This window comes from Carboxydocella sporoproducens DSM 16521 (genome assembly GCF_900167165.1).
Taxonomy (GTDB): domain Bacteria; phylum Bacillota.
Window position 1 is genome coordinate 1 of the sequence record NZ_FUXM01000029.1, and the last position, 20370, is coordinate 20370.

Sequence of the window (20370 nt, forward strand, 5' to 3'; positions counted from 1 at the left end):
TCTATATAAACTTTTCCACATCGATTACAAAATCTACTCTTACATGTAAATGCTACTTTCTTTTTCTCGCTCCCGGTACAATTAGTACATATGTATTCTGCATAACCGTACTTTGGGTCCCCGCATTTTATTGCCTTTTCTACCGCTTCAATTACACTCTCCCTCATATCTTCCGGTATTTTTTCTCCGTATATTTGGAGAAACCGTTCCCAATGTTCTTTAAGTATATCGACTATTTTTATTGATTGTTTATTTTCTTTCTCATGCGCTCTCATATTTCTACCTTAACACCCTAAGTTATCCACATCAAGCCTTAAAGCATAATTTCCTAAACATTAAAAAAAGCCAGTGTTAACCACTGGCCTTAAAATTAGCGCAAAAAGTCCACTAATGTAGGCTGAATAATCCTGGCCCCGGCCGCCAGAGCTGACCGATAAACTTCTTCCTGCATTTTAAGCTCAGTTATTACTTTGGCAGTGTCTATATCCTCAGTCTTGGTTAAAAGCGTGCTGAAGTTTATATAACCATCTTCCAGTCGGCTTTGGGCTAGTTGAAAACGATTGGTCCGCGCTCCTACTTCAGCCCGAATCGACTGATTTTTGTTCAGCCACTGGTCAATAACCCCAATCTGGGCCGACACTCCGGCCGTGTCCCCTGCCAGCAGTTTGCTTTCCAAATCTGATAGCGCCTTAAACACACTGTCGGTATTATCTCCAAACACCTCGGCCCCGCTAACATTCACCGGCACCGTAACTCCCGGACCGATTTCATATTTCATCACCGCTGTATTGCCCTGCCAGGTCCCATTGTCATAGGGCTTAGTAGTAGTTTTGGTGCCGGCGAAGAGATAGCGGCCGGCTACCTCCGTATTGGCCACCGCCTCCAGGTGCTGGCGGATCTGAGCCACCTCCCTGGCAATGGCATCCAGGGACTCCTGGCTATGGGTTCCATTGGCCCCATAGACGGCGAGCTCGCGGGCCCGCTGTAAAGCCTGGCCGGCCTCATTCAAGGCGCTATCTGTATTTTCCAGCCAGGTCAGGCCGTCAGAAACATTCCTCTGATACTGGTCATTTTCCGTCAGATTGGTCCGCAGCCGCAGGGCATAGGTTAAACCTACCGGATCATCAGAAGGGCGGTTGATCTGGCGGCCACTGGACAGCTGTTCCTGCAGGCGGTCCATTTCCCGCATACTGCTGCTGAGATTTCTACGGAAGGTATTGATCATCATCTGGTTAGTTACGCGCACTGCCCTTCACCTCCTATCGGGTTACCCCCATGCCATTAATTATTTTATCCAGCATTTCGTCAATAACCGTCACCAGCCGGGCAGCAGCGTTATAGCCATGCTGGAAACGGATCAGGTTGGTCATCTCTTCATCGATGGACACTCCGACCAGGGACTGGCGCCGGTTTTCCAGCTGATCCACCAGCAATTGCTGGTTTTCCACCATACGGCTGGCTTCCTGGCTGTCTACCCCTATTTTCCCCAGCTGGGAGCGATAGAAATCATCCACAGTGCCAGTTACATTGGCATTGGCCCAGCCAAAGGTAGCAGCCCCCTGGAAATTGCGCTCCTCAATGGTGATTTGTTTATCCAGCCCCTTGCTTCCTGCCTTTACTTCCAGTACATACTGGCCAGAGGCAGGGGGTTTTTCCACCAGAGAAGCTGTCAGATCCATTCCTTGAGCCAGAGCCTCACTGTTGATTTTGGCCAGCAAATCATTGACTGTCACTATTCCAGCCGGAGTCAGGGCGTCTGCCCCGGCGCCGTCGGTGATACTGATAGTAAAGGATTTGTCACCCTGTTTAAAGACCAGGGCTGCATTGGGCTGGAAATCCGCTAAATTAAACAGTCCGCCCAGGATATTAGTTGTGCCGGAATAAGCGACTGTTGTGAGCCCATCGGCTCGGGTGGCGTAGGGCTTTTCTGTCTGCCAGGTGCTGAGCAGCCCGCTCTGACCTTTGGTCAAATCCATTAGCTGTTTATGTTTCAATTGAGCAATCTCCAGAGCATTTTCGCCATCCCCCGCTTCCGGAGTGTTGCCGGCCGCAATGGCATTGAGGCTGCCCAGAATGGCATCATCCACCTGCATAGCCTGGGCCAGGGAAATTCCACTGGGAGGATACACCCCTTCCACATAGGGTTTGAAGAAGTTGTTATTCTGATTTCCGGTCAGGTCATAACCGCCCCGGTGCAGCTTATTGGTCTCTTCCACAATGGTTTTAGCCATCATATCCAGTTCTTTCCGCAACTCGGGAATAATCCCCTTGAACTCACCTGTGGATGGATCGGAATAACCCCGGGCCTCCAGCAAGCCCTGAATTTCCCCGGCACTGAATCTGACCGGTTGCCGGTCATCAGCCCAGACCACATCCACAAAACCATTATTGGCCGGATTGGCTACCGCCTGCAGCAAGGAAACCTGACTGCCGGTTACGATCTCCCGTCCGCCAATAGATACATTTACCTGACCCAGTTTATTTTCACTGATGCGAATATCAGCGATTTTGGCCAGTTTGTCCAGCAGCAGATCCCGCTTGTCCCGCAGGTCATTGGCCCGGTCTCCCTGAGCCTCAATTGGCAAGATTTGAAGGTTAATTTCCGCAATCTGCTGGGCGATGGAGTTGATATCCTGTACCTTGACCTTGATATTATCATTCAGGTCAGACTGCAGCTCCCGGTAGAGCTGGTCCAGATGGTTAAAGGTTTCCGCCACCGCTATCCCCCGCTGGCGGACAACAGAACGCACCGCCAGGCTCTCCGGATTTTTGGACAGCTCCTGCCAGGCTTGCCAGAATTGATCCAGAACATTGCGCAAACTGGCATCAGAAGGTTCATTCAGTATGACCTCGATTTTTTGCAACGCATCCCGTTTAGCTTCCCAGTAGCCCAGGTTTTTATTCTCTGTGCGGATCTGGGCATCAATAAAGCCATCCCGCAAACGCCGGATCTCCTCTACTGCTACCCCGGTTCCTACCTGACCCGGTGAAGTGGGGCGATTCATCCCCGGTACCGTATAGGGCGCTTTCGCCCCCAGTACCGCTTCCTGGCGGGTATAGCCGGGGGAATTGGCATTGGCAATATTATGACCGGTTACATCCAGGGCCCGCTGCTGGGCCTGGATGGCTGAACGGGCTATCTCCAGTCCAAAAAATGTGCTCCGCATCTCCTCACACCTTCTTGTCAAATAATCGCGCCGGGGGCCGCTCTCCCGGGTTATTTCCCTCTTTGCCATGATAGACCGGCAAATCCTCCTGCCCGGCCAGCAGGTTAACGGTAAAGTCCAGGTACTTCAAGGACTGTTGCAACAGTTGTTTGTTTTGTTCATTCACTTTGCCCAGGTCCTCCAGGACATGGGTCAGCTCCGCTGCAATCCCCTGCAGGCGGGAAGTATCCCCAGCCCCCAGTTCCAGCAGTTTGGAAATAGTAAGCTGCCGGTCTTCCAGCCCCAGTTCAGTTGCCAGCGCTTCCACCAGTTGATTGCGGGCTTCCTCCAATTTTCCAACCTGAACCACTAGCTGTTCTTCCTGAGCCACGATTTGCTCAATAACCGGCAAATCCCCTCTCACCAGCGCTTCCTGTTTTTCTCTGGCCAATGACAAAAGCCGGCCGTAGACATCCCTCTGCCCGGCCAGCACCTGTGTCAATTCCTGCAGAACCCCGGCTGCTGTTGCCATGGGGCCACCACCTTTCCTAGACCAACTCGTCTACCAGTAACCGTCCCAGCATTTTATCGGCAATCTCTTGCGCTGACACGTTATAAGTACCGGAACGAACGGCTTCCCTCAATTCCGCCACTTTTTCCTCCCTGACCTCCGGTGCCTCTTTTACTGCCGCCAGGGCAGCTTGCAGCGCTTTCGCCTCCGGAGAAAGCTGGGCCTGGTCCCGCCCCTCCCCGGCTGCCGTTCCGCCAGTTTTAACTGTTCCCGGTTTATTGACAGGTTTTTGACCATAGGCTTTTAAAATATATTGAATTTGCTGGTTGGAGATTATCATATCCTTCACCGACCTTAAATGCAAAAATTGTCCTGTCAATTAATCGAAGAAAAAAGCCAAGACCTTAATTTGCATTCCTGGCCATAAAATTAAAATATTTCTTTCTTCCTCTCGTTTTCTTATTTTTTCTCTCTTCTCATGCTGGCAGTGTGCATTTTGGCTTTATGTCCCTTGATTGTCCTGTTCACATTCTGTTCCAGTTCTTTCGCACAACGCTGGCATATTCGCCCCATGTTGATAGGCGCCCCGCATCTCTGACAGGTTAGGCCTTTGATGGCCAGACGGCCTTCCCGTAAATAAGCCAGCACTTTTTCCGGTTTTACCCCCAGTTCTCTAACTACATCATCCACCGTTACTCCGGGATGTTCCCAAACATAATCCCGGATGCGGGAAAAAATTGCTTCCTCTCTGTCCAAACATTCCGGGCAACGCAAAGCCCCGGCGGACATAAACAGTTTGCCACACTCTTCACAGTTTTTTAGTTCCATTTTCATCCACCTCCCCCTGGCCAGTAGCCCAGGTGATGACATTGACCTCCCTGGCGCCTGCAGCAAGTAAAATACGACTGCATTCCTCTGCTGTCGCTCCCGTGGTTAAGACATCATCCACCAGGATTATCTTTCTCTCCCTTACCACATCAGGGTTGATGAGACTAAAAGCATCTCTCAGGTTATATAAACGGGCTACCCGCCCCAGTTTACTCTGCGGTCTGGTATCCCTGGTCCTCACTAGAACCTCCTCTACCGGTAAATGCAAAAACCAGGCCAGATGCTCCGCCAGAACAGCACTCTGGTTAAACTTGCGCTCCAGGATTTTTTGCGGTCCCACAGGTACCGGTACTACCAGCTGGCTGCCTTTAAAGCCAGGCTCCGCCAGTACCGTTTCTGCCAGCCAGTGGGCCATATGCCAGCCCAGAGAGCGACGGCCCTGGTACTTGAACTCATAGAGGACTTTTTGCCATATCCCCCCATAAGGGCCAGTACCTCTGGCGACCTGAAAATAGCCTTTGCTCTGGCAAGCCGGACACAATCCCTGATAGCCCAGGCGGCCGCAGCGGGGGCAGTGCTGTTGTTGCCGCATCAGTTTATACTGGCGGCGACAGGTAGGACAGGGATGCCATTTCATCCCTACTGTGCCGCAAAAAGGGCAGGGTAATTCCTCGGGAAACAGCCAGCGGCCTATTTCTTTAATAACAGGACGTAAAAGTCTACCCATTTCCTTCACCTTCCCTGCCTATTCGGTTCAAGTATCTAATACTCTCCAGGGCCTCCCGCATTGCCCCCGTTTGCTGTGCTGCCAGCCAGATTACCCGACCGCCGGGGCGGTCGGCAGTACGGCCCACCCGGCCACTGATCTGAATCAAGGCTGCCCGTTCAAAAATCCTTTCCCGGTCAGCTCGCCAGACTATTACATTTACGCCAGGAATGGTTATTCCCCTTTCCAGCAAGGTGGTAGTTACCAGGGCCTGCAATTGCCCTGTCTTCAGGGCGGCTATTTTCTCCTCCCGCGCCGGGTCCGCCGCCCATACCCCACTGGCGGCAATTCCCTGTTCCTTTAACCAGTTGCTTAACTCCCGGGCCTCGCGAACCGAAGCCACGAACACCAGCCAGGGCCCCGCCTGCTTCAGGCAGAGCAACAATTCCTCCCGGCTATCAGGGCGTACTTCCGGTTCCGGCAGCGGCTGCCCGTGATGGCGCAGGGGCAAATAAAAGAGGGTGCGCGCCTGCCGCCTTCTCTCCACGTCTTTAAGGTCAGGAGTAGCTGTCATGGTCAGCATTTTACCACCGGGCGACAAAGAACGCTCTACTCCTAGCGCCAGCCGTTCATCCTGACGGTAGGGAAAGGCATCTACTTCATCGACTATCACCAGGGCAAAGCAATGGCGAAAGCGCAACACCTGATGGGTGGTAGCAACCACCAGAGCCCCCGTTCTGGCCAGTTCCGGTTGTCCCCCATAATGAAAGGTGAGATCAACTGCCGGAAAGGCCTTTTTAATCCGTTCCTGCAGGTCCACCACAATTTCCCGCCGCGGTACTGCCAGTAAGGCCCGCTGACCACGGTTCAAAGTCAGGGCCAGGGCGGGGAATATTACTTCCGTTTTCCCCGCCCCGCAGGCGGCCCATAACAGGGCCTGTTTTTCCGGAGAAAACCGCAACCAGTCCAGGATTCCCGCCGCTGCCCGCTTCTGAAACGGAGTCAGGGTAAAATCCAGCTTTACCTTGAAAGCAGGTTGTGGTGGGGTTAGCTCCCCGGCGGGAAACAACCACAGGTCCGTGCAGGAAGTAATTAATCCCATATTTGCACAGGCCTCACACCAGCCATGGCTTGCCCGACAAAGAGGGCAGGAAGCAGGATCAGTTAACACTGCTCCGCAACGCTGACATCGGCCCTGCTCATCTTCCCCCTTCAGTCTTACCGCTCCTAAAGCCTGGGCCTGCTGGGGTGTTAAACCGATTTTCTTCAGCTCCTGGGTTGTTAACAATCGTCCCGCCGGCTGGATTTCTCCCTTCATCCCCCTACCCCTTTACAAAAGCAGGCCGCCGCTGCTCCCGGCAGGGACAGCGTCCGGCCTTGCTCTTACTGTAATTTCTCATAAATACGGCTTAAATTTCGTCCATCTTCTTTAGCCCGATAAAGGGCCAGGTCAGCATGACTGATCAATTCCGACTTGTTCAAGCTATCGACCGGGAAACAGGAAATCCCGGCACTGACGGTGATACTGGTCTGCAACCCATCTGCTGTCGGCACCCTTAAAGCCGCGATAGCCTGGCGCAGCTTTTCCGCCACCTGGAAACCTTCTTCACTTCTGGTGGCTGGCAGGAGAACGGCAAATTCCTCCCCGCCATAGCGCACTACGGTGTCTATTTCCCGGACCAGGCTTTTAATGGTCCGGGCCACCTCGGCCAGCATCTTATCACCCATCATGTGCCCGTAGCGGTCATTATAGGTTTTGAAATCATCTATATCCAGCATAATCAAGGTTAAAGAAGAATGACGGTTGCGTTTCAATTCCTTATCCAGTGTCATCTGGAAATAACGATAGTTATATAAACCGGTCAGCTCGTCGGTAATGGCCAGTTGCTCCATTTCCCGGTTCATTTTCTCAATAATATTAGTGTAACTCTGTAACTGGTCGTGGGAAGCCATCAGCTGACTATAGGCGATTTCCAGTTCCTCATTCATCTTCTGGTTACGGCGGAATTGTTCCCTTTGTACTTTCAAAAGATAACCAACAATGGCGGCAACCAGGAAAAAGAGCACAATCTGGGCCAGCATCCGCGTATCCTGCCACATAGTCACCTTCCAGCCTGTTGCCTGGCCTTTGGCATAAATAGATAAGCCACCGGCTACCAGTGCTGTTGCCATCGCGCCAAGGAAGTCGGCATACAAAGTAGCTGCTACAATCGGCAACAGGTAAAAGGCAGGATAAAAGATGCTTTCCACCCCACCGGTAAAATTAATCCAGAAATATGAAATCAGCAAATTACCCCCAATGGCCAGAGTGTAGCGCAACCAGTTACCTTCCCCCCGCATTAAGAAGAATGGCACAAATAAGCCGTTGAAAATACCGGCGACTGCCATCAGTATATATAAGTGGGGAAATACCACCTTATCCGGGTTGGCCAGAGCTAGAATAACGAAAGGAAAACTGGTCACCCCGGTAATAATCCACAGGTTGCGCTCAACCTTTCTCTGCATTGATTACTCCTCCTCGGCTTCCATGGGGTCATGTAAACGCAAATAATCCAGCAGGTAGGGGTTTAATACCTTGATGTATGTACCTTTCATACCCAGGGAGCGGGAATCAATAACCCGGGCGCTTTCCAGCTTGCGCAGGGCATTGACGATCACGGAACGGGTTAAATGGTATTTTTCCGCCAGTTTGCTGGCTACCACAAACCCTTCTTCCCCGGCCAGATCACGGAAAATAAAGCGTAATGCCTCAATTTCCGAATAGGACAAAACTTCCATAGCTGTCTGAATAGCCACCCGATCTCTGGTGTCTTTTTCCAGACGCTCATTTTTCAGGCGCATGATTTCAATTCCGGTAATAGTTGCAGCATATTCAGCCAGGATCAGATCATCATCAGTGAATTCCTGACCTTCCTTTTCACAGATCAGGGTCCCCAGTCGGTCACCACCACCGAAAACCGGGACAATTGCTCTAACCCAGCCTTCCTGGCCACCAGCGGTTATTTCGGTCCGGTTATAATTGAGGAATTGTTCATTTAAGGCATCCTGCAGATGGCCATCAGCTTCAATATATGCTTCCAGAGGGTTTACCCCACTCCCGGTAGCATCTGACCACCCCAGCAGCTTACCGCGCCGGCCAATAATCCAGAATCGCGTTTCCGTCAACCGGGCTAGCACGCGGGCCATCTCCCAGAAATCCACCGGCTGACCTGCTGTTTTTTGGATGAGACGATTCATCGCTCTGGTCTTTTGTAACAGACTTCCCACTTTAATCTACCTCCTCTGCTTCCTCAGCAGTACTAACCCTATTTCTCCCTGCCCCTTTGGCATGATAGAGGGCCCGGTCAGCAGCTTCAATCAGCTCCCCTGGTTCGTGGCCATGAACGGGCGCCTGTGCTACCCCAATACTGACAGTGACACTCACCAGCGGGCGGTTGCTGCCGATCTCCACCGGTTCTCCCTTAATTGCCAGTCGAATCCGGTTGGCCAGCCGCACGGCATTGGACAGTTCTGTGTTGGGCAGGAGCACAGCAAATTCTTCGCCCCCATATCGCGCTACCACATCCGACCTTCTGGTTTCCCGGGTCAGTACTTTTGCTACCCGCTGCAACACCTTGTCTCCGGCCTGATGCCCGTAAGTATCATTGAATTTCTTGAAATGATCCACATCCAGCAGCAACAGGGAAAAAGGATGATGATAGCGCTTGGCCCGTTGAAATTCTTCCTCCAGCCGGGTATAAAAATAACGGTGATTATATATGCAGGTTAAGCCATCGGTTATGGCCATATTTTCGATTTTTTCATAAAGCAGGGCCCTCTCCGTGGCCAGGGCTGCCTGCCCTGCCATGATGGTCAGCAATTGTTTCTGGTTTTCTTTAAAGCCAAAGGGCTCTCTCTTACCCAGTACCATCACACCTACCAGTTTATCATCAGCTACCATGGGTAAAATCAGGAGAGAGCGCATAATCTGGTAGATCCCCGGCATGCGTCGGATCAGCTTATCCCGTTTGCAATCATAAACAATTACCGTTTGCCGGGTACGCACAACCTGGCCAATTAGGCCATCCCCGGCTTCAACGGTATTATTTTCCAACCAGGCTTTGTAATTGGGATTATTGCTGATCACTACCTGGGGAACCAGTTGTTCCAGCTCCTCCCGCCAGAGATAAATAATTGCTGTATGATATTTTACCACCTTCAGTGCCTGATGTAAAATTTTATGCAATAGCTCCCCGGTTTTCAGAGTCAGCGAAGCCTGTAAGGCAATTTCATGCAATGCCTTTAACTCACGGTGAGCCAGTCCCAGTTCAAAATAAGTTTTCAACAGGGCATTGACCAGAATAATCAGCCCTAACAGCAAAAAAACACCAGCACTGCCGATTACCCGATAGAGCAATACTGTTAGTGCCCCCAGGCAGATGGAAAGAGCACAGGTAAACAGCTCCAGTTTGAATACATCCCGCCAGTAGGGATAAAGGGCCCGAGCCTGTTCTCTGGCCGCATAGATATTGACCAGCAGATGGTTGGTTACAAAATAGGTTACAACATACGCCGCCAGCGGTAACCAGTTGGAGGCCATCAACTTGTCCGCCTGAGGCGCTATCTGGCCGCCTGCCTGTTCATAGACAATCCCGGCCAGCAAAGCCGAAAGGGCATATTGAGCGCCATTAAACAAAACCGTTTTCATGGAATGGCCGTGATTGACAATCCCCCGGGCGAAAACCGTAGCCAGCGCTGAAATCCAAACTGTAGCGGGAGTGCCAAAGAGGATAAATGTCACAAACACCAGCACAAAACTCAGGGAAAAGTCCCCATTTGGTGTAGAAATCACAAACCACTCCAGAAACATGCCCATGGCCAGCAGAATAACATAGGACTGCCAGTCATCAGCTTTCAGCCCCGGTAGCATCAGCCCCAGAGCTGCTGCTCCCAGCAAAATCATCATCAGGCCGTACACGGCAAACCAGGGGCTCGTATGCCGCTTCATCCGGCCACCTCCCTTAATTCGCTCTAACTTCATTCGACATATAGCCATAAAATTCCTGCTAAATTGTAGATAATTTTAGATAATCCTTCCGAGTAAGCGCAACACATGTCCTTTTCTCAAGCCCAGCTGTTCAATGGTTCCTGCCGGCAACTCCACCACCGCTCTTGCTTCCCTGACTACCGGGCTAAAGCGCCAGGGCGGCATGCCGGTAATCAAATGCACAATCCGATTGGTATCATCCAGAAAAATTACATCAATAGGAAACCGCATGAAACAGGTATGCACACCCTGACAGGGCCTGATAACCAGGGCCTCCCCGGGTGCCATCTTCTCGCGATCCAGAAGGCCAACTAATCGCCTCCAGAAGGTATCAGCTATTTGCACCCGGCTGGCAATCTGGGTTTGATTGGTCACATTGATCAGTTCCATAAAGTCACCCCGCTTGTCAGTTGCCCATGGTCTTCATCATCTGCATTATTGCCGGACCCAGCAATACTACGAAAAGGGTAGGAAAGATAAAGAGAACCATCGGAATTAGCATTTTTACCGGGGCCTTCATTGCTTTTTCCTCCGCTCTTTGCTTGCGTTTCCCCCGCATTTCCGCTGACTGTAAACGCAGGACATTACCGATGGAAACCCCCAGCTGGTCAGCCTGGATAATAGCCCCTACCAGTGTTTGCAAGTCCTCGTTTCCTGACCGCAACCCCAGATCCCGGAGAGCATCTCGCCGCGGCTTGCCCATCTTAATTTCCTGCAGCAAACGGGAAAACTCCTCTGCCAGTACCCCTTTGCTTTTCTCCACCACTTTAACCAGAGCGGCATCAAACCCCAAACCCGCTTCTACACTAACGGTCAACAAATCCAGAATATCCGGCAGGGTATCCTGAATTTCTTCCTGGCGCCGGGTAGCCAGTACCCCCAGGTAATAGTTGGGTAACAAATAACCCAGGATTGCGCCAAGCAACAGGGCCAGCACCAGCACCAGCGGGCTTGCCCCCGAGGGCAGGGCCAGGAAAAGGCAAACCAGAGCCAGACCAATCATCATGGCATACTGCAGGGCCAGGTATTCCCCTGCTGTCAAATCCCAGGGATTCCCCGCCATCAACAATTTTTTCTGCAAATCCAGCTTTTGCTTGCTATCAGCAGCTCTGGTCCCTTTGGGCAGCTTTTCCGCCACCAGGTTCAACAGAGGGCGAATCACCCGCTCAAAAAAGGGCTGGGATAACTTCTCATCCAGGTACTTTTTTCGCCAGCTCAACAGGGAACCCACCTGTTGTAAACGGGACTGAACGGTAATCTTATCCCTGTAAAGGTGAAAAAGAAAAACATAACTCAGGAGGGTAAAGGAAAGACCACTTAATAGAGAAATCAATAACTCCATGCCCAACCCCCCTTACACTTTAATATTAATGATTTTCTTGATAATCAACATGCCAATACCCTGGGAAACCAGCCCGCCTATAATCAGGCTCCATCCTAAAGGACTGGTAAAAAGGGGCATCATGTAAGAGGGATTAATAAGAAAGATAAACCCACCCACCGCCACCGGCAACAGGGAAATAATCATCCCGGAAATTCGCCCCTGGGCCGTCAGTGTCTTGATTTCGCCCTTGATCCGCACCCGTTCACGAATGGTGTTGGCTATGCTTTCCAGCACTTCCGAGAGATTACCCCCCACCTGGCGTTGAATCAAAACAGCAGTAACTACCAGATCCAGGTCCACAGACTCAATACGCTGGGTCATCTTCTCCAGCGCCTCCTCGGTAGTGGTACCCAGGGACATCTCCCGCAAAGCCCGGGCAAATTCTTCGGAAATGGGGGCCGGCATTTCGCGGCTGACCATATCCATCGCCTGTAAAAAGGAAAACCCGGCCCGCAGGGAATTGGACATAACCAGCAGCGCATCCCCTAACTGGTTATCAAACATGTGCACGCGTTTGGCTTTGCGAGAATTGACCAGCAGGCGGGGCAGCAAAAAACCAAGCATAAGCAGGATAATGCCTCCGCTGATATTTCTGGCCAGCAACCAGCCCACCAGCCCCCCACCTACCGTAGTTAACAGATTAATAAAGACAAATTCTTCTCCCCGCAGGGGAATATTGGCCTTGATCATCTCCGCTTCCCATTTCTTTGCTATCTCCCGGGCTGCAAACAATTTGGCTCCCTGGTTAATAAATTCCTTCCAGCTCAGAGTCGGCCGTTCTTTTTTCTCCCGTCGCCCGTATATAGACTTACTGGTATAAACGGTCAGCCTTTCCGCCAGTGCCCGCTGCTCTCTGGTCAGCAAGAGGAAAAGGGCCCATACAAAGGCAGTCACACTGATAAAAGTCAGTAATAAAATCAAACTTGCCATAGCCCTCACCTCCTGCTAACGATTGATAAAGATATCCTCAGGCAAATGGATACCCGCTGCCTCCAGTTTACTCATAAACTTGGGCCTGATGCCGGTGGCCCGATGCCGCCCGATAATCTTGCCTTTATCATCTACACCCATTTGCTCATAGACAAAAATATCCTGCAGCACAATGGTATCCCCTTCCATACCCACTACTTCCGTAATGTGAGTAATTTTGCGGCTGCCATCCCTGAGCCGGCTTTGCTGAACAATAACATCAATAGCTGAGGCAATTTGTTCCCGGATCGCCCGTACTGGCAATTCCATCCCTGCCATCAAGACCATGGTCTCCAGCCGGGCCAGCATGTCCCGGGGAGAGTTGGCATGGCCTGTGGTCAGGGAGCCATCATGGCCGGTATTCATGGCCTGCAGCATATCCAGGGCCTCACCGCTGCGCACCTCCCCCACCACAATCCGGTCCGGACGCATCCGCAGGGAGTTACGGACCAGATCGCGCATGGTAATAGCTCCCTTACCTTCGATATTGGGGGGGCGGGTTTCCAGGGTAACTACATGCTCCTGCCTTAGTTGCAGCTCAGCTGCGTCTTCAATAGTTATAATCCGCTCATCATTGGGGATAAAGGAGGAGAGGACATTCAGGGTAGTGGTATTATGGGTAATAAACCCCCCACCCGTACCAGCTATAAAATTGTGCAAATCACTTACTGTAATATCATAAACATAAGGCTCAGTATTTTTAATTAATTCAACTTCAATAATTTTGTCCCAGAAAACCGGATAACTTGCAATCTGCCCTATTTTTTGATTTGAAACAATTGGACTTTGGGCCAAAAATGTTAAGTGTTGTAATTTTTTTTGGTTTTTTAAAGAAAAACATTCATAAAATCTTTTTATATTATCTAAACCGCTTATAATTGCATAATGATGTTCACTTTTACGTCGGTAGATAGAAATTATTCCATAATGAAGCAATGCCTGTCTAATAAATTCTATTAATTCAGGACTTTTACTGCTATATTCCAGAGCATTTTTCCCTATATATCCGTCGCCGTCCCAAAGCCCACTAATAAAACCGGATAAACTATCATTATCAAGCTTATACCACCATGGTAGAGGCTTAATTTTATCTGCTTTTTTGCCTCTTGGCACTCCCAAACACTCAAAAATTTCAACCAGGGCACTTGAATAAAATCTAATTCTCGGCGTTCTGTTTCTGGCAAATTCCAGTTGCCCATAGACTTCAAAATTTTCCTTAACAATCCTTTGTGCCTGTTCCAGTAAATCCACATTATTTCCATGAATTTCAAGATACTTTTTTCCTAGATGACCATCAGCAAGAAGTAACCCAAGTAGCCAGAATATATCTGTATTAAACTTATCAAGCGAAATATTAATTGTTTCATTACTAGTTTTTGCTTTAACAATAACCCTATTTATCTCTTCCGTTTTATTAAAATGTTTTCTAATTAACCACCAAAATTTAATCGGAATATTATTTTCCTTAAACCATTCCCGGACAGTAGAATAGTTTTTATTTAGTTTTCTAGCTAATTTTTTTAGTTCTTCATGGGCTAAAATGGGTTTAATATCTGCAAAATCATCCTTTACATATAGTCCATTAGATTCCATTAATTGATCTAAAATATTTACTTTTTCAGGATGAATAGGAAGATAAGACGGCACAGCTATCATCAGTCCTGTAGATAAATCACTTGCTTTTATCTCCGTTATGTTTCCATTAACCAGAGTGAAAAATGGATGTTCTGGAGTAACCTCAATTTCTCTTCCAGTTGCCGTTTTGATCTTGTAAATCTGATCTGGTGCCCGATGACGCCATAATCTAACATTTTCCGCTAATTTATATTCACCCTTTGTCCAGTCAAAAGACAAGACTTTTAAATTTGTATCAACATATTCCCAGCCATCTCCATCAGTATATGGAGGCTGTTTCAGCATGGCCTCGTCCACTTTTTTCCCGATAGAATTCCAGCCATCACTCCAGAGTACCGGTGTTCTACCAAGCATACACTTCCCCGAGCCCGTACCCCCGGAAACCACTATATTCAGTTTCCCTTTAACACAGGCATCCAGAAATTTGGCCATTTCCACTGTCAGAGTGCCAAACCGGATCAGGTCCTCAATTTTCAAGGGGTCTTTGGAAAACTTCCGGATAGTAATGGTCGGCCCCTTCAAGGCCAGGGGAGGTATAATGGCATTCACCCGGGATCCATCCGGCAAACGAGCATCCACCATGGGCATGGATTCATCGATCCGACGGCCAATAGGGGCTACAATTTTTTCGATAATATGCAAAACATGGTCATTATCCCTGAATTTAATATCCGTTAATTCCAGTTTCCCTTTACGCTCTACATAAACCTGATTGGGCCCATTGACCATGATCTCTGAAACAGTAGGATCATTAATCAAGGGGTTGATGGGACCAAACCCCAGCACCTCATCGATGATTTCCTGCACGATTTTCTGCCGGTCCTGCCGGGGAATGAAGGCTGCCTCCTTATCCAGGAAAGTCTGCACCACATCTTCAATTTGCTGGGCCAGTTTAGCTTCATCCAGGTCTTCCATTTTCCCGCCCTTGCTGATTTCTTCTTCCAGTTCATTGATAACTTCCTTATGAATGCGTACCTTCAAATCAGCATAGGGGTCCCGGGTAACTTTAGGAGCGGAAGCTCCACTAAACCCGCTGTGTTCCCGGCTTTTTTCCCCTTCACTGCCCTTTTCTTTTTCCAGACGCTTCAAGAGGGACATTCTGTCTCACCTTCCTTTAGCCAAACCATCTGGAAAAGACCCCTTTCTTCTCTTTTTTCTGCAAATCCTCCTGATACCCCTGATCACTGATTACCAGGTGGGCCAGGTCGCGTATGGCCTGAGAGATTTTGGTACGGGGATCAGAGACCACAAAGGGAATTCCCCGGTTAACCGCTGCCACCACCACCCGGCCATCACTGGGTATATGGGCGGCAATTAACATGCCCAGGCTTTTCTCCACATCCTGATAATTGATACCAATATCGCCAGAAGAGCGGTTGAGCACCAGTTTAACTTTGCCTTTGTGATGCAGGGAATCCAGCACTTCCAGACTGAGTTTGACATTTTTGATAGTCGGCAGGTCCAGGGCCAGGATAAGCAAAATCTGATTACACATATCCAGGGCCGTCAAGTTGGTCTCATGGAAAAAGGGCGGTGTATCGATGATAATGTAATCGTATTCTTCCTTCAGCTGATTGATAATCTTCTCCACATGAGCAGCAATCACCAGCTCAGCATATTCCGGCCGGCTGGGTGCTGGCAAAACCTTGATCCCGGAGGGATGCTCGATCAAATAACTTTCCATGGTCTCCTTATCCAGGTGAGCAATTTCCTGCACCAGCTCGGTGATGGTCCGTCTGGGCACAATGTTCATCATTACCGCCACATCGCCAAATTGTAAATCCAGGTCCACCAGTACCACTTTGCCCCGGCTCTCCTGGGCCAGTGCTACTGCCAGGTTGGTGGCAATAGTAGTCTTGCCCACCCCACCTTTAGTACTGAAGACGACTACCACCTGGGGTTCCCGCTTTTTCGCCGTATCTTCAACATGTAAGTTGACCCGTCGCTTTTTCTCCAGGTCATACACCCGGCGAATGGTTTCTGTCAATTCATCACTGGAAAAAGGCTTGATCATATACTCGCGGGCCCCGGCCATCATGGCTTTTTTCAGATATTCCTGTTCCCCCTGTACTGACATGATGATGATAGCCGCCGTAGGTACCCGAAGGGAGATGGTTTCTGTAGCCTCAATCCCATCCATTACCGGCATATTGATGTCCATCAGGATAATATCCGGGCGCAGTTTTTCCGCTTTTTCTACCGCTTCTTTCCCGTCTCCTGCTTCCCCGACAATTTCCATATCGTCTTCAAAATATAAGAGCCGCTTAACATTTTCTCTGGTCTCGGCATAATCATCCACAATCATAATCCTGATCTTACCCATGGGATTTCCCCCTCACGCTATCTCAGCTTGTAATCAGTGGAAAGATACGGAGTCACATTGTTTTTATCCTGGTCCACAGGGGAACGCAGGGCTAACTGAATGACCCCGTTACGGTTAATCAGAGCCAGTTTGGCCGCTTCCTCCGGTGTCACCGCCAGGGTCACAGATTTTACCCCATCGGTTTTGCTTTTTTCCGCTTTTTGCTCCAGGGTATTTAGCTCAGATGTGAGCTGGCTGTCAACAGCCAGCACCTCCACATTTTCCAGATAAACTTTGGCGAGAGGCCGCTCTACCACCTGGTTGTTTTCCATAACCGGTACACTCATTACGGTAATCACATCCACCCGGTCTCCGGGTTTGAGCAGCCCATTCAATGCGGTAATGTTATTAACTCCAATAGTAAGGGCCCGTTTACCTTTAGGTACAGTGTAGGCTAGCCCTTCTTTGTAGGCATCTTTGCCTACCAGTTTTGGCCCCAAAACCTGTTCCCCGCTCACAATCCGATCCAGAGTAATCCGGCCTACTACCTTTTTCAGATCCCGTTCCGCCTGAGCATGAATATACTCTTTCGGTAACACCTTTTTTTCCACCATCTCCTGGGTGATCACAGTTTTGGCCGGTATTTCCGTCCTGGCAACCACTACTTCGCCGGTTACTACATTATTGATCTGTTTTTTCATGGTTTGCAAATAATAATTGGTGGCCAGAGCTGCCCCCAGCCCGCAGATTAAAGCCAGAACAAACAATTTCTTCGGTGTCATGCTCTTTCCCCCTACTCGCTCAGCCTGGTCCCATATAACCCGAAACCAGCACTAGTGTCATCCAGTTGCTCTGCTGGTACAATGACCCTGACAAAATAACCTTTTATTTGGCAATCATTGCCATTGCCGGGCAATTCATTTTTCAATAAAAATGCCGCAAACCCTACCACCCGGGCGGTAGAGCGACCGTTTTTGGGTATATCGTCAATTACCGGTACATATAAAAGCCGGGGGCTGTTGGGATCAATGTTATCCGGGGTACTGTTATCGGTCATAGTCCCCAGCCGGTACTGAATGCCCCGTCGGGTTGGCCCTGACATATTCCCCGGTTCCGTCTCGATTATATCTCCAATAGCGATAACTCCCTGGTAACCGTATTTTAAATTATCTTCATAAGTTGAAGCCCCGCGTCCACCTAAAGCAACAGCCCCATACCAGCCATTATCACCAGCACCGCCCCCGTTTTTGAGGATATATTCCTGGCCAAAAACAAAATTCTGTTGTTTTACTGCCAGCGGGGCCAGACCCTTCATGGCTTTAACAGGGGCTACCCGGGCTGTCGCCCGTCTGCTGACCTGCCCTTTTTCTACTCCCAGCACCGGAGCAAAAGCAAAATTCACTTCTTTGCTCAAATTCACAGTAATGGATTTGTTATCAGCTCCAATGGTAATCTCTTTCGTAAGTAACTCTGTACCACCATTGGCAGCCAGATATTGTTCTGCTACCGCCACAGCTGCATCCGGATGATCCGGCAATTCCTGCACCCCGGCCAAAGCCGCCGCATCGGCCATGGTCTGCAGGCGGTTTTCCCAGAGATAATACTGGCCAAAATCAGCTACCATCGCCACCATCCCCAGCAGCCCCGTCAGAGCCAGGGCCACCAGCACGATTGCCGTCCCTCTTTCTCCGCTCTCTTTGCTCTTCATCTTTCCTCCCCCCTATTCCATCCGCATCTGCACACTGCCACTTACTGTATAGGGGTTACCGATAATTTCACCGATAATGGGGGCAAAGATTTGTACCGGGTAGGAAACCTGCACCGTTACCGGTTGCCCCCGCAGGCGATTGCTATAGGCAGGAGCGATGGTGATTTGCAGTTTACTGCTATCCAGGCCCACAGCTGTATCTTTAATCCTGGCGATAATAGCTGTATCCTGGGCCCCCACCACTGCCAGACGCGCCCCCTCCCGGGCCCCATTGTTCACCGTCAGATAGGCATGGAAAATGCGACCGAATTCAATAATGCCAAAGAGCAACATTAATAAAAGAGGCAGAACAAGGGCCATTTCCACCAGTGCCTGTCCCCTTTCCCCTCTTTTTCTTCCCATCCCCATTTTCCTCACCTACCTAACCAGAGTGTCACCAGTAAATAGCCCAGGCTGAGAGGAATGGCATAGGGGATAGCCGTCGGATCTGTCTGGCTGGTTTCTTCCTTCCACCACTGGCCGGTAAAGAGACCAACAAACAGCCTGGCACCTGCTTTAGACCAGGTTTGTTTAAACCCGGCCCAGCCCTGTTGCCAGAGGAGTCGGCCACACAGCCAAAGTCCCCCTAGAATGGCCCCTGCCAGAAAAGTATATAACGCCACTTTTCCCCCTGCCCAGGCACCGATGGCCGCCAGGAATTTCACATCTCCTGCACCCATTCCACCTACCAGAAAGGGCAGGATTAGTAGACCCAGACCAACCAGCCAGCCCAGCAAAGAGCCTTTCAATTCCGGCCAACCGCCCTGGTAATAGTGCCAGCCCCAGATCAGAGGCAGGGTATACAGTACCAGCCAGTTGGGAATGCGCCGATAGCGCCAGTCATAATAAATGGCAAGTGTGATGATAACCCAGAACAAACTCATCCCTCCGCCCGGGAAAAATAGGGCCCTACACCGAGGCACTCGGCCTACCGCGTAGGGCCTTGGGGTTTTTTTAGCTAGCACTAAAGCTTAGTCCTTCAAATACCGCCTTAATCTTATCCTTGAAAGCTATTACCGTTACAACCAGAGCCGCCGCCACCAAAGCAATAATCAGACCATACTCGGTCATTGCCTGACCAGACTCCTCTTTCCACAATCTTTTGATGATGTTCATACCAAATCCCTCCTTGCTAAACTTCGCTCTTTTTCACCCTTATGCATAAGACACAACACCTAAAAACCCCCTTCTACCGGCTGCCCGGCGAAAGGGGGTCACAAACCGACCTTCCACAATTCGGCAGCCTGGCAGTCATAGCGCTTATACGCCTTAGACCCATGGCTTTGCGCCCCCGGCTTTCACCGGGTTTGCCTTTATCGTTGTGTCTTATTGCCTTGTTCTGATTTTAGTATATACCCAATTAGGACAAATGTCTATGGGACCGCAGCTTTAATTTTTCTAGGACTTAGGTCCCAGACAAATGGTTTTTTTCGTACAAAGGTTTAATTTTATCTTTAAACAATATTAAAGATAATACTAGAGCTGCTGCAACCAGAGAGATAATCAGCGTGTACTCACTTAAAGCCTGCCCCTTCTCCTCCCGCCAAAACCGTTGAACTTTTCCCATACCGCTCCCTCCTCCGCTTCGCCTTTCAGGCTCCTACTTTTAGTATACATAAATGAAGGGGTATTAGTCTATGGATCTTAAGTCCCAAAAGCCTGCTCATTAAAAATTCGCAACAATGTCTGCAATTCCCGTTTCCCCTGTTGCCGCTGCCGCAAATCCAGAAAAACCACCCGCTGGTAGCGGGCTGCCAGATAGGCCAGACGGCGAGGCGATATGAGCGGAAACCACTTTTGCTCTACTACCAGCAGATTAAAATGTTCCCGCGCCAGTTTATCGGCAATGGCCAGAGTCTGATCCCAGGACCCCTGGTCAATGATGATAATCTGCAGCAACCAGTGATAACGATACTCGTATTGCAGCAGCCAGCGTACCACCCCTTCCAGATTAGCCGCATTATTCCTGGTCAATAGCACCACGGAAATCCCATTCATTTGTGGTTGCCGTTGTTGACGGCGGCTGTAAAACAGTCCCCACAGCAGCAAGCCCACTAAGCCCAGCAAACAGAAAAAGGGCAGCCACCATGACATATAATCCACCCCACTCCGGGAT

General features: G+C 49.9%; 23 protein-coding genes, 1 pseudogene and 1 riboswitch. All 24 genes and pseudogenes read right to left on the reverse strand.

The window, feature by feature from the left end; all coding sequences use genetic code 11:
* On the reverse strand, positions 1-275 hold a 275-nt coding region (locus B5D20_RS09920), incomplete at its 3' end, for a transposase zinc-binding domain-containing protein (protein WP_200803497.1).
* Between the two features lie 95 nt (positions 276-370).
* Positions 371-1246 (reverse strand): flagellar hook-associated protein FlgL, encoded by an 876-nt coding sequence (flgL, locus tag B5D20_RS09925; protein ID WP_078666080.1) that lies wholly within the window; start codon positions 1244-1246, stop codon positions 371-373.
* 13 nt (positions 1247-1259) lie between these two features.
* Positions 1260-3167, reverse strand: coding sequence for a flagellar hook-associated protein FlgK (gene flgK / locus B5D20_RS13915; RefSeq protein WP_159071975.1), 1908 nt, complete (start codon positions 3165-3167; stop codon positions 1260-1262).
* Positions 3168-3171: 4 nt separating this feature from the next.
* Complete coding sequence (locus B5D20_RS09935) at positions 3172-3678, reverse strand: flagellar protein FlgN (protein WP_078666082.1); 507 nt, start codon at positions 3676-3678, stop codon at positions 3172-3174.
* Positions 3679-3694: 16 nt separating this feature from the next.
* Entirely contained in the window at positions 3695-3997 is a 303-nt protein-coding gene (gene flgM / locus B5D20_RS09940) for a flagellar biosynthesis anti-sigma factor FlgM (protein ID WP_078666083.1), read from the reverse strand.
* 119 nt (positions 3998-4116) lie between these two features.
* Positions 4117-4491 (reverse strand): hypothetical protein, encoded by a 375-nt coding sequence (locus tag B5D20_RS09945; protein WP_078666084.1) that lies wholly within the window; start codon positions 4489-4491, stop codon positions 4117-4119.
* Positions 4466-5212 (reverse strand): ComF family protein, encoded by a 747-nt coding sequence (locus tag B5D20_RS09950; protein ID WP_078666085.1) that lies wholly within the window; start codon positions 5210-5212, stop codon positions 4466-4468. Before B5D20_RS09950 ends, B5D20_RS09945 begins: the two co-directional genes overlap by 26 nt.
* Positions 5205-6509 (reverse strand): DEAD/DEAH box helicase, encoded by a 1305-nt coding sequence (locus tag B5D20_RS09955; RefSeq protein WP_078666086.1) that lies wholly within the window; start codon positions 6507-6509, stop codon positions 5205-5207. The genes B5D20_RS09950 and B5D20_RS09955 overlap by 8 nt, the downstream gene beginning before the upstream one ends.
* A gap of 65 nt (positions 6510-6574) precedes the next feature.
* Positions 6575-7696: a GGDEF domain-containing protein gene (locus tag B5D20_RS09960; protein ID WP_078666087.1), complete on the reverse strand. Its 1122-nt coding sequence runs from the start codon at positions 7694-7696 to the stop codon at positions 6575-6577.
* A gap of 3 nt (positions 7697-7699) precedes the next feature.
* Positions 7700-8458: a GTP-sensing pleiotropic transcriptional regulator CodY gene (gene codY / locus B5D20_RS09965; protein WP_078666088.1), complete on the reverse strand. Its 759-nt coding sequence runs from the start codon at positions 8456-8458 to the stop codon at positions 7700-7702.
* Position 8459: 1 nt separating this feature from the next.
* Entirely contained in the window at positions 8460-10178 is a 1719-nt protein-coding gene (locus B5D20_RS09970; RefSeq protein ID WP_159071976.1) for a GGDEF domain-containing protein, read from the reverse strand.
* A 75-nt stretch (positions 10179-10253) separates the two neighbouring features.
* Positions 10254-10607 carry a DUF192 domain-containing protein gene (locus B5D20_RS09975; protein ID WP_078666090.1) on the reverse strand — a complete coding sequence of 118 codons (354 nt, stop codon included), beginning with the start codon at positions 10605-10607 and terminating at the stop codon, positions 10254-10256.
* Between the two features lie 16 nt (positions 10608-10623).
* Entirely contained in the window at positions 10624-11559 is a 936-nt protein-coding gene (locus tag B5D20_RS09980) for a type II secretion system F family protein (protein WP_078666091.1), read from the reverse strand.
* A 12-nt stretch (positions 11560-11571) separates the two neighbouring features.
* A complete protein-coding gene (locus B5D20_RS09985; RefSeq protein ID WP_078666092.1) occupies positions 11572-12531 on the reverse strand; it encodes a type II secretion system F family protein in 960 nt (319 codons plus the stop codon).
* 15 nt (positions 12532-12546) lie between these two features.
* A complete protein-coding gene (locus tag B5D20_RS14125; protein WP_278308379.1) occupies positions 12547-14559 on the reverse strand; it encodes an ATPase, T2SS/T4P/T4SS family in 2013 nt (670 codons plus the stop codon).
* Between the two features lie 3 nt (positions 14560-14562).
* Positions 14563-15303: pseudogene (locus tag B5D20_RS14130) on the reverse strand (TadA family conjugal transfer-associated ATPase); the annotation flags it as partial.
* A gap of 16 nt (positions 15304-15319) precedes the next feature.
* A complete protein-coding gene (locus tag B5D20_RS09995; RefSeq protein ID WP_078666094.1) occupies positions 15320-16528 on the reverse strand; it encodes a CpaE/TadZ family protein in 1209 nt (402 codons plus the stop codon).
* A gap of 17 nt (positions 16529-16545) precedes the next feature.
* The gene (gene cpaB, locus B5D20_RS10000; RefSeq protein ID WP_078666095.1) at positions 16546-17289 is read right to left on the reverse strand and encodes a Flp pilus assembly protein CpaB; all 744 of its coding nucleotides are present in this window, start codon (positions 17287-17289) and stop codon (positions 16546-16548) included.
* Positions 17290-17300: 11 nt separating this feature from the next.
* Positions 17301-18215 (reverse strand): pilus assembly protein TadG-related protein, encoded by a 915-nt coding sequence (locus B5D20_RS10005; protein ID WP_078666096.1) that lies wholly within the window; start codon positions 18213-18215, stop codon positions 17301-17303.
* A gap of 12 nt (positions 18216-18227) precedes the next feature.
* Complete coding sequence (locus B5D20_RS10010) at positions 18228-18617, reverse strand: TadE/TadG family type IV pilus assembly protein (protein WP_200803498.1); 390 nt, start codon at positions 18615-18617, stop codon at positions 18228-18230.
* 11 nt (positions 18618-18628) lie between these two features.
* Complete coding sequence (locus B5D20_RS10015) at positions 18629-19132, reverse strand: A24 family peptidase (protein WP_159071977.1); 504 nt, start codon at positions 19130-19132, stop codon at positions 18629-18631.
* A gap of 76 nt (positions 19133-19208) precedes the next feature.
* Positions 19209-19370 (reverse strand): Flp family type IVb pilin, encoded by a 162-nt coding sequence (locus B5D20_RS10020; protein ID WP_078666099.1) that lies wholly within the window; start codon positions 19368-19370, stop codon positions 19209-19211.
* A gap of 119 nt (positions 19371-19489) precedes the next feature.
* A riboswitch (cyclic di-GMP riboswitch) is annotated at positions 19490-19576 on the reverse strand.
* An 83-nt stretch (positions 19577-19659) separates the two neighbouring features.
* Complete coding sequence (locus B5D20_RS13695) at positions 19660-19821, reverse strand: Flp family type IVb pilin (protein ID WP_107754147.1); 162 nt, start codon at positions 19819-19821, stop codon at positions 19660-19662.
* Positions 19822-19898: 77 nt separating this feature from the next.
* Positions 19899-20348, reverse strand: a complete 450-nt coding sequence (locus B5D20_RS10025) for a glycosyltransferase family 2 protein (RefSeq protein ID WP_078666100.1) — start codon at positions 20346-20348, stop codon at positions 19899-19901.
* Positions 20349-20370: the final 22 nt, after the last annotated feature.

Coding starts and splice junctions, on each gene's coding strand:
- flgK (WP_159071975.1), bottom strand. CDS start 3,167: ATGCGGAGCACATTTTTTGGACTGGAGATAGCCCGTTCAGCCATCCAG.
- B5D20_RS09935 (WP_078666082.1), bottom strand. CDS start 3,678: ATGGCAACAGCAGCCGGGGTTCTGCAGGAATTGACACAGGTGCTGGCC.
- flgM (WP_078666083.1), bottom strand. CDS start 3,997: ATGATAATCTCCAACCAGCAAATTCAATATATTTTAAAAGCCTATGGT.
- B5D20_RS09945 (WP_078666084.1), bottom strand. CDS start 4,491: ATGAAAATGGAACTAAAAAACTGTGAAGAGTGTGGCAAACTGTTTATG.
- B5D20_RS09950 (WP_078666085.1), bottom strand. CDS start 5,212: ATGGGTAGACTTTTACGTCCTGTTATTAAAGAAATAGGCCGCTGGCTG.
- B5D20_RS09955 (WP_078666086.1), bottom strand. CDS start 6,509: ATGAAGGGAGAAATCCAGCCGGCGGGACGATTGTTAACAACCCAGGAG.
- B5D20_RS09960 (WP_078666087.1), bottom strand. CDS start 7,696: ATGCAGAGAAAGGTTGAGCGCAACCTGTGGATTATTACCGGGGTGACC.
- B5D20_RS09970 (WP_159071976.1), bottom strand. CDS start 10,178: ATGAAGCGGCATACGAGCCCCTGGTTTGCCGTGTACGGCCTGATGATG.
- B5D20_RS09975 (WP_078666090.1), bottom strand. CDS start 10,607: ATGGAACTGATCAATGTGACCAATCAAACCCAGATTGCCAGCCGGGTG.
- B5D20_RS09980 (WP_078666091.1), bottom strand. CDS start 11,559: ATGGAGTTATTGATTTCTCTATTAAGTGGTCTTTCCTTTACCCTCCTG.
- B5D20_RS09985 (WP_078666092.1), bottom strand. CDS start 12,531: ATGGCAAGTTTGATTTTATTACTGACTTTTATCAGTGTGACTGCCTTT.
- B5D20_RS14125 (WP_278308379.1), bottom strand. CDS start 14,559: ATGCTTGGTAGAACACCGGTACTCTGGAGTGATGGCTGGAATTCTATC.
- B5D20_RS09995 (WP_078666094.1), bottom strand. CDS start 16,528: ATGGGTAAGATCAGGATTATGATTGTGGATGATTATGCCGAGACCAGA.
- cpaB (WP_078666095.1), bottom strand. CDS start 17,289: ATGACACCGAAGAAATTGTTTGTTCTGGCTTTAATCTGCGGGCTGGGG.
- B5D20_RS10005 (WP_078666096.1), bottom strand. CDS start 18,215: ATGAAGAGCAAAGAGAGCGGAGAAAGAGGGACGGCAATCGTGCTGGTG.
- B5D20_RS10010 (WP_200803498.1), bottom strand. CDS start 18,617: ATGGGAAGAAAAAGAGGGGAAAGGGGACAGGCACTGGTGGAAATGGCC.
- B5D20_RS10020 (WP_078666099.1), bottom strand. CDS start 19,370: ATGAACATCATCAAAAGATTGTGGAAAGAGGAGTCTGGTCAGGCAATG.
- B5D20_RS13695 (WP_107754147.1), bottom strand. CDS start 19,821: ATGGGAAAAGTTCAACGGTTTTGGCGGGAGGAGAAGGGGCAGGCTTTA.
- B5D20_RS10025 (WP_078666100.1), bottom strand. CDS start 20,348: ATGTCATGGTGGCTGCCCTTTTTCTGTTTGCTGGGCTTAGTGGGCTTG.